This window comes from Desulfopila sp. IMCC35006 (genome assembly GCF_005116645.1).
Classification (GTDB): domain Bacteria; phylum Desulfobacterota; class Desulfobulbia; order Desulfobulbales; family Desulfocapsaceae; genus Desulforhopalus_A.
The window spans coordinates 1-255 of record NZ_SWCM01000088.1 but is presented as its reverse complement, the minus strand read 5'-3'; the positions used below and the strand labels follow the sequence as shown (position 1 = coordinate 255).

At 53.7% G+C, this 255-nt stretch carries 1 protein-coding gene; it reads left to right on the top strand.

The window, feature by feature from the left end; all coding sequences use genetic code 11:
* Positions 1-255, top strand: a 255-nt coding sequence (locus FCL47_RS24250; RefSeq protein ID WP_255580849.1) for an acyl-CoA dehydrogenase family protein, incomplete at both ends; no start/stop codon positions are given.

Sequence of the window (255 nt, the reverse complement as noted above, 5' to 3'; positions counted from 1 at the left end):
CAGTAGGGGCGGCGAAATATGCCCTTGATCAGGCGGCCAGTTATGCCAATGAGCGAAAACAGTTCAAGGTGCCCATCTCCCAGTTTGGTCTTATCAAAGAAAAACTAGCGGAAATGGCCATCCGTACTTACGCCGCAGAAAGCGCCGTATACCGCACTGGCGGGTTGTTGAATAATATGATGCACAGCCTGGACCGCAGCGGTGAAGATGGCGGACAGGTCACGGCGAAAGGGATCGAGGAGTATGCCCTGGAAT